General features: G+C 44.3%; 7 protein-coding genes and 1 pseudogene. 2 read left to right on the top strand and 6 right to left on the bottom strand.

Annotated features, from left to right (window positions below; translation table 11 throughout):
• Positions 1-50: 50 nt before the first annotated feature.
• The 5 genes from H5300_RS24540 to H5300_RS24520 form a co-directional block, all read right to left on the bottom strand.
• The gene (locus tag H5300_RS24540; RefSeq protein WP_017087671.1) at positions 51-977 is read right to left on the bottom strand and encodes a LysR family transcriptional regulator; all 927 of its coding nucleotides are present in this window, start codon (positions 975-977) and stop codon (positions 51-53) included.
• Positions 978-1,234: 257 nt separating this feature from the next.
• On the bottom strand, positions 1,235-2,017 hold the full coding sequence (locus tag H5300_RS24535; protein ID WP_182797144.1) for an HAD-IIB family hydrolase: 783 nt from the start codon (positions 2,015-2,017) through the stop codon (positions 1,235-1,237).
• A gap of 35 nt (positions 2,018-2,052) precedes the next feature.
• Positions 2,053-3,336 carry a TRAP transporter large permease gene (locus H5300_RS24530; protein ID WP_182797143.1) on the bottom strand — a complete coding sequence of 428 codons (1,284 nt, stop codon included), beginning with the start codon at positions 3,334-3,336 and terminating at the stop codon, positions 2,053-2,055.
• 9 nt (positions 3,337-3,345) lie between these two features.
• On the bottom strand, positions 3,346-3,810 hold the full coding sequence (locus H5300_RS24525; protein ID WP_182797142.1) for a TRAP transporter small permease: 465 nt from the start codon (positions 3,808-3,810) through the stop codon (positions 3,346-3,348).
• A gap of 102 nt (positions 3,811-3,912) precedes the next feature.
• Positions 3,913-4,926 carry a C4-dicarboxylate TRAP transporter substrate-binding protein gene (locus H5300_RS24520; RefSeq protein WP_182797141.1) on the bottom strand — a complete coding sequence of 338 codons (1,014 nt, stop codon included), beginning with the start codon at positions 4,924-4,926 and terminating at the stop codon, positions 3,913-3,915.
• A 273-nt stretch (positions 4,927-5,199) separates the two neighbouring features.
• On the opposite strand from H5300_RS24520, the gene H5300_RS24515 reads away from it, so the two are divergent.
• Both H5300_RS24515 and H5300_RS24510 read left to right on the top strand, forming a co-directional pair.
• A complete protein-coding gene (locus H5300_RS24515) occupies positions 5,200-5,904 on the top strand; it encodes a glycerophosphodiester phosphodiesterase family protein (protein WP_182797140.1) in 705 nt (234 codons plus the stop codon).
• A gap of 9 nt (positions 5,905-5,913) precedes the next feature.
• Positions 5,914-6,666 (top strand): DeoR/GlpR family DNA-binding transcription regulator, encoded by a 753-nt coding sequence (locus H5300_RS24510; protein ID WP_182797139.1) that lies wholly within the window; start codon positions 5,914-5,916, stop codon positions 6,664-6,666.
• Positions 6,667-6,730: 64 nt separating this feature from the next.
• Here H5300_RS24510 and H5300_RS24505 read toward each other — a convergent pair.
• A pseudogene (locus tag H5300_RS24505) lies at positions 6,731-7,081 on the bottom strand (sodium/glutamate symporter); the annotation flags it as partial.
• Positions 7,082-7,204 lie beyond the last annotated feature (123 nt).

Here is a 7,204-nt window from a genome sequence, read left to right as displayed (position 1 = left end):
GCTTGGGAGCTTAGGAGCTTAGGAGGGATCGTTACATGAATCTACTATGCCTAGATATTGTAAGCGTCATGACTCAAGAAAGTGGCGTTCTCGAGTAAGAAATCTAACAAGGTTTCGGCCTGTAACGTAAGTGCGCGACCTTTCAAAGATTGAACCTTAACCGTCGCCTTCGATAGCATCTCCAACTCGGTCGCAACCACTTCGATCTGCCCTGACTTTATCTCATCGATCACGGTGAGTTTGGGCATAAAGGTTACGCCCAGCCCTGCTGAAACAAAGTTAGTCAGTGCAGTGACCGAGTTAGTTTGAAGCTTGGGCTGCAAGGTAAGATGGGAAATTTGTTCGGCCTGCTTTACCAACCTCCCCATGCCGGTCGAATTATCGATTAAGGCGAGAGAAGCGTCTTGAATATCTTGCATTACCACAGGCGATTCTTTCATCGTAAGGAAGTGCCCTTTCGGAGCAATCAATTCGAGCGGATGGCTGCGTTCAACGTGAGAGTGCAGTTTAGGGTGCGGTGCAGAAGCATAAGTAATCGCGAAATCGATCTGTTGATCTTCCAACATCTTGACAGCGTCCAATGCCCCAGCAATCTCAATTGATAAGTTGATATCAGGGTATCGAGCCATGAAAGTTTGCATCGGCTTTGACACCAAGTTGGTAATAAATCCTTCACCGATGGCAATGCTGACATTGCCTCCTTTGAGATTTTTAAGCTTGGTTAGTCGAGCAAGCACTGCAGCCTCTCCACGAACAATGGAACGGTAGTAATTCAGCAGTTCATTACCCGCTTCAGTTAACAGTGATTGGCGGTTGTTGCGCTCCCATACTTTCATTTCCGCTTGCGCTTCTAACTGTGTCAGCATCCGACTCATTGCCGCAGGATCAACGTTCATCATCTTAGACGCCTTACGCAATGACCCGTATTTCGATAAAGCATTAAGGTATTCCAGCGCGCGGATATTAAAGTGGTGCATTCAACTTCCTTGTGATTCAACTGACACTGATTCAAGCGTCTCATGATTTTCTAATTTACCCTTCTAGGAATTGAAATACCCACACAGCAAGTTTGCAAGTTGTGGGCTGAGTCACCAACAGAAGTATTTAAAGAAGGCTCGCAAACCATGTGAAGAAGCGAACACTTCTCTTGTGATAAAACAAAAACACAACTCACGAGGAAGTAAGTTGTGTTTGATGTTAATCATCGGCAGTTAAAATCGCCAACCGAGAGCTATTATAACGCAAGCAGTTTATCGACAAACTCTGAGAAACCGTACCCGCCCGGTTTGCTCATCACCACTGACGGATGATGTTCAAGTCGCTCCCAGTAGTGTTTAATATTTGCCACACCGACACTGTTCGGCAAAATTTCAAACATATATTGGTCGTTCATCGAGTCGCCGACATAGCAACTACGCTCAAGTATCTCTTGGTCAGATAACCCCTTCTCCTTAAGAAAAGCGGTTGATGTCGCTTTCTTAGAGTGCTCACCATACCAAGCATTAATGTGAATAGAGCTTGCTGTCGCATGTGCACCTAACGCGTGAATCTTAGAGACAATCTCTTCGATAATGGCATCGTCGACTTTAGGACGATTTTGACCGATATCGATCGCTACCTCACACAAACGGTAAGACTGATCTAGCGTTAAACTGAGCTCTGGGTAATCGCTTAAAATAGATAATACTTGTTCTTTCAGCTTACTCTGATTGGCACTGATTTCTGGCAAAGGAACATCAGAACGCAATGTCAGATAGCCATTTTTCTTTTCCATAATAAACGCGCCGTTCTCGCCGAGAACCGCATCAACAGGCCACAACTGAGCAATGTGATCACACCAACCTGCACAAGCGCCCGTTACCGCAACCACTTTTTTCCCCGAACCACGAAGCTTGCTTAACGCGATCAAGGTTTCAGGCGGCAGTTGACCTTGCCACGTTAAGGTGTCATCCACATCGGTTAACACCCAATCTATTTTTTTCCAATTTTGGTTCAATTCATTCGATACCGAATTCATTTCTACACCTCTAAATAATCAATCACTAAACAGTGTTAAAGTAAATTCGGTAAAAACATCACCAAGCTTTCAGAGAAAGTCAGCAACATCAGAACCGTGAGTAGTGCTAGCAACAACGGAGCCACTTCTTTCACGAAGTCGACCATACGAACTTTTAAAATCGAGCAAACCGTAAACATCATCGAACCAAATGGTGGAGTCACACCACCAATCATGATATTCACAATCACGATAATGCCGAAGTGAACTGGGTTAACTCCTAGGTTAAGCACAGCGGGAAGCAGCAATGGCGTAAGTATGATCATTGCGGCGCCGCCTTCGATGAACATACCAACCACTAACAGCAGTACGTTAATCAATAACAGCAAGACTAACTTGTTGTCGGTAAGCTCAATCAAAGCAGAAGCAACATTGTGTGGGATCTGCTCTAGCGTCATGTAGTAACCGAAGACCATGGCACCGATAATGATGAACATAACGCTACTGGTGCCCTGCACCGTTTCACGCATGATGAGCGGGATATGACGTAAACCCAGTTGACGATAAACGAAGATGCCAATAATCGCACAAAGCAATACGGCGATAGCCCCCGCTTCTGTCGGAGTAAACAAACCAAAACGCATGCCTAGAATAATGCCGAACGGGATCAGCAGTGCCGGAATCGCTTTCAGGAAGTAATGAAAACGCTCTTTGGCAGACGCAGGCTCCGAACGAGAAGGCTTGTAACGACGTTTACGCGCGATAAACGCAATAGTGACCATCAGCGACAGCGCCATCAAAAATGCAGGAACGTAGCCCGCAATAAACATTTGATGAACCGACACGTTCGCTAACAACGCAAAAATGATTAAGTTGATACCCGGTGGAATCACAGGACTGATACTTGAAGACGCAGCTGTCACAGCCGCCGTGAATGGCAAGTCATAACCACGCTTGGTCATTTCAGGGGCTAGAATCTTCGATTGCATCGCCGCATCCGCATTGGCAGAGCCAGAGATACCGCCCATCAGAGTACTCAATGCTACATTCACTTGAGCCAAACCACCGGTTTTATGACCAATCATTGAGTCGGCAAAGGCGAGTAAGCTCCTACTTATCCCCGCATAGTTCATCACCGAACCCACCATGATAAAGAACGGAATGGCCAACAACGGAAAGGACTCTGCGGAGCTAATAAAGCGCTGCATTACCAAGCTCACCGGAATAGAGTCATTGATAAAAAGAAAGTAAACCATCGCCGATGCGATCAGAGAAAACGCGATGGGTATGTTCAAAAGAAACAGAACAAACAGAATAAGAATTGGAAGATAGCTTTCCATGAATCGTACCTACTTAGAAGAGCGCTTTAGAGAAGCGACATCGTTCGCGATAAATCGAACGGTGTGGATCGCCATCAATGAGAAACAAAGCAACAACACGCCATTGATAACAAAATATGACATGCCCATCACTGGTGTTACCTTGTTAGATAACATCAAGTATTGATAACTCAAAACGGCCATCAAGATGTTCAGAGCCAGTAGGAAAACAGAAACACATAATCTAAACGGGATTTTGGCTTTTTCAGGCAGCATGGCGACCACCACATCAACACCCATGTGAAGCTTATGCTTATAGCAGGAACTAATGCCTAAATAGACAGCCCATATAAAGCAAATAACCGATAGTTCTTCACTCCAAGGGACAACAAATCCAAACCCATAACGCAAAACGACGTTAATGATGACAACCAAAACGGTAATCGAAATAGCAATAGAGGCGAGGATTTCTTCAATATTTTTCAATAAAAACAAAAGACTTCTCCAGCGAAATACCTAATACGACGTGGTATTTCAGGAATAAAACGGCCTAAGAATATTTAGGCCGTAATCATTAACTAATTAATTTATGCAGAACTACTGTGCAGCTCGGATCGTTTCCAACTCTTTCATGATCGTCGCGTGTATGCCTTCGCTCCAAGTTGGGAACTGGTTGTATACATCCGCAGTCAGTTGGTTGAACTCATCAGAATTCACTTCATTGAAGGTAACGCCTAGCTCTTCAAGTTTCTGAGTGTATTCAACATCCAGTTTAACTAGCTCAGCAGTGTTAGATTCAGCGCCCGCTTCTAACTCTTCGTTAATGATCTGCTGTTGTTCTGGTGTAAATTTATCCCAAAGCGTTGGTGAAATGTAGATACCCACAGTGCCTAGGAAGTGCTTAGTCAAAGACATGTTCTTCGCCACTTCATAGATCTTGGTTGAGTACATCGTCAAGATAGAACCTTCAAGACCGTCAACAACACCTTGTTGAACGCCTGCATAGGTTTCAGGGAATGGAAGAGAAGCTGGAGCTGCGCCCATTGCTGAAAGCGTGCTAATGAACAGCTGACTTTGTGGAACACGAATACGCATGCCTTTCATGTCTTCAGAGTTCACGATCTCTTTATTAGTGATCATGTGACGGAAGCCAAACATGTAGTCTGCATTCAATACTTTAATGCCTTTCTCTTCCGCTTTAGCTTTTAGACCAGCAACAAATTCAGTGTCCATCATCGCTAAGTATTCATCGTAGGTGTTGTACAGCATTGGACCTGCCAGTGCTGCAAAATCAGGTACGTAATCACCTAGGTAGGTCAAATCCTCTACAGCGATCCAGTTTGCGCCATTAACCACTTGTTCCAAGTTATCTTTATAAACCGGTAATTGACCACCAGGGAAGACTTTAATGTTGACCGAGCCTTCGGTTCTTTCTCTAATTTTGTCGGTCGCTTTGATAAGTTCTTGTGTTAACAACTCATTTTGAGTGAATACAAGGCTCATGTTGATATTGATCGGCTCGTCTTTAGCTTCAGAACCAGCCTTGTCAGCTTCACCACAACCAACAAGCAGCGTTGCCGCCATAATTACTGTACCTAATAGCTTTTTCATTTCTAATCACCTTTTCTTGGCTATCGTTTTCTAAATATAGAGGGTGTTATTAAGTTTTCGTAGAGTATGTAAGTGAATTATTACATTCATATGAACATTAATCTCAGCGATTTGAACATTGTGAGCATAAGGTCTCACTATTGTATAAACTCTGTACAACACCTTTAAGCTAGCTCTCATATAAAGTAAGCAGATATCGCGGATAGATAATAAATCTGTAATAAAGTAGAGATACTGTTTCCTGAATTTTCAAATGAACATCGAGATTGAATTATGATCACAGGCCACCGCGGTGCCGCTTCTTTAGCACCAGAAAATACGTTAGTGAGTATTGAACAAGCAGCGAAAGCTGGTGCTAAATGGATTGAAATTGATACCCAGTTAAGCGCTGATGGCACCCCAATGGTTTTTCATGATAAGACGGTAAATCGTTGTACTAACGGAACGGGCAATATCGCCGACTTAGATTTAACTGCACTCAAGGCGTTAGATGCTGGCAGTTGGTTTGGTAGCGAGTTCGCGGGGACAACTATTCCTACGTTGAGTGAAGCGCTCGACAAGTGCCTAGTGCTCGATGTGACTTTGAACCTTGAGATCAAAATTTACGACGATAAAGCTATCCAACCTTTAGTTAAGAAAGTCGCGGCACTGATTGAACAAAAGCAGTTCCCTACTGAAAAGCTACTCATCTCAAGCTTCAAAAAGGAGGCACTAAGCCTTTGCCAACAGATGATGCCAGAAGTTAAACGAGGCTTTATCTGCGAAGTGTGGAATGATTACAGCTTGGAATCACTCAAATCACTCGACCTTTACAGCATTCATATCGACCACCGAATTCTTGATGAAAAAACGGCCAAAGCGATCAAAGCTTCTGGCGCAGTTCTTAAAATATGGACACTGAACGATCCTCAATTGGCGGCTAAATATTTCAACCTTGGCGTCGATAACATCATCACCGACGTACCAAACCAATTTTAGTGAGCTTCTATGGAACTGAACCATCGTCAGAAAGAAATACTCGCAACGCTTAAGGCTAACCAAGACATACAGATCGACCACTTAGCCGAGTTGTTTTCTGTCACCACTCAAACCATTCGTCGTGATGTAAACCACCTGTGTGAGCAAGGCCTCGCACGAAGAGTGCACGGAGGTGTGAGCTTACCCACTACGCTCACCAACACGAGCTACAGATTCCGTGCTGGTGTTGAGTCAGAGACAAAGGACAATATTGCGATGGCGGTTGCCGACGCGATACCTGAAGGTTCAACGGTCATGATGGGCATTGGTACGACCGTCACTCGTATCGCTCAATATTTGTTGGCAAAACCAGCCTTGCGAGTGATCACCAACAACCTTCAGGTGGCTCGTATCCTTGAAGCAAATGAACAAATCGAAGTGTATTTGGCCGGTGGTTTGTTCAGACGAGAACACCAAGACATGGTGGGCAGTAGCGTGGTCCACTTCTTTTCCGACTTTGAAGCTGACATTGGTATTTGTGGTTGCGGTTCGATAACAGACAGTCATTTCGCTATGGAACATGAGCAAGTTGAAGCAGACCTATCCAAGTCGATTATTAAGAACAGCCGCGAAAGCTGGCTTGTCGCGGATGCCAGCAAATGGGGACGCTTTGCTGCACTCAAAGTCGCTCCGCTGGATGACTTTGACCGTATATACACCAATAGCAGCCAATTACCTTCGGAGCTAAACATACACTTAGTAGAAGAGAATGCTCATACTTGAATACAACAAAGCCTAGCATCACCGCTAGGCTTTGAAATCTACGTTTAGGAACTAGCCGACAAGGCTACATCCCAACAAAGAAACTGATCACTAACGCGTTAATCAAATCAACAAAGAACCCACACACTAATGGCACCACAATGAATGCTTGTGGGCTTGCGCCATAGCGGTGAGTTACCGCGGTCATATTAACAATTGCTGTTGCTGTCGAGCCAAGAGTGATACCACCGAAGCCTGAACATATCACCACAGAGTCATAGTTTCGTCCCATTAGGTAATAAACGACGAATATCGTAAACAGAAGCGAAAGCAGGATCTGGATACTCATGACAACAGAGATATAGCCAAACAGTCCATCGAGATCCCAGATACGTAGCCCCATCAAGGCCATGGTCAAGAACATACCTAAACAGATGGGCTTTGTTGCGTAATTAAATTTAGAGATAGAGCCACCCCGTTTCGCGTATTTCTTAGTCAATACGACAAGTTTCAGGCATACCTAACCCAGTAAGCTTGTTCAACGCTTTTATCATCGCGT

This window comes from Vibrio sp. SG41-7 (genome assembly GCF_014164465.1).
GTDB lineage: Bacteria > Pseudomonadota > Gammaproteobacteria > Enterobacterales > Vibrionaceae > Vibrio > Vibrio splendidus.
Note: the sequence above shows the minus strand (reverse complement) of the source record. Positions and strands in the feature narration are given on the sequence as shown.

Coding starts and splice junctions, on each gene's coding strand:
- H5300_RS24540 (WP_017087671.1), bottom strand. CDS start 977: ATGCACCACTTTAATATCCGCGCGCTGGAATACCTTAATGCTTTATCG.
- H5300_RS24535 (WP_182797144.1), bottom strand. CDS start 2,017: ATGAATTCGGTATCGAATGAATTGAACCAAAATTGGAAAAAAATAGAT.
- H5300_RS24530 (WP_182797143.1), bottom strand. CDS start 3,336: ATGGAAAGCTATCTTCCAATTCTTATTCTGTTTGTTCTGTTTCTTTTG.
- H5300_RS24520 (WP_182797141.1), bottom strand. CDS start 4,926: ATGAAAAAGCTATTAGGTACAGTAATTATGGCGGCAACGCTGCTTGTT.
- H5300_RS24515 (WP_182797140.1), top strand. CDS start 5,200: ATGATCACAGGCCACCGCGGTGCCGCTTCTTTAGCACCAGAAAATACG.
- H5300_RS24510 (WP_182797139.1), top strand. CDS start 5,914: ATGGAACTGAACCATCGTCAGAAAGAAATACTCGCAACGCTTAAGGCT.